Origin of the sequence: Cupriavidus sp. SIMBA_020 (assembly GCF_046535395.1) — a bacterium.
Classification (GTDB): Bacteria; Pseudomonadota; Gammaproteobacteria; order Burkholderiales; family Burkholderiaceae; genus Cupriavidus; species Cupriavidus campinensis.
Genome location: NZ_JAWRWU010000186.1, coordinates 1 through 348 on the forward strand (window position 1 = coordinate 1; position 348 = coordinate 348).

Consider the following 348-nt stretch of genomic DNA (forward strand, 5'->3'; position numbering starts at 1 on the left):
CGACCAGTACCGCTCGCACGGCATCCGCCACATCGTCGCGCTGCGCGGCGACCTGCCGTCGGGGATGGGCGCGGTGGGCGAGCTGCGCTATGCGTCGGAACTCGTCAGCTTCATCCGCGCCGAGCATGGCGACTGGTTCCACATCGAAGTCGCCGGCTATCCGGAGTACCACCCGCAAGCGCGTTCGCCGAAAGCCGACCTCGAGAATTTCGCGCGCAAGGTGAAGGCCGGCGCGAATTCCGCGATCACGCAGTACTTCTTCAACGCCGACGCCTACTTCGACTTCGTCGACCGCGCCCAGGCCAAGGGTGTGCGGGTGCCGATCGTGCCGGGCATCATGCCCATCAC

At 66.7% G+C, this 348-nt stretch carries 1 protein-coding gene; it reads left to right on the plus strand.

Annotation, left to right across the window (positions count from 1 at the left end; genetic code table 11):
* A partial coding sequence (locus SB751_RS28750; RefSeq protein ID WP_410748879.1) for a methylenetetrahydrofolate reductase occupies positions 1 to 348 on the plus strand: 348 nt, incomplete at both ends.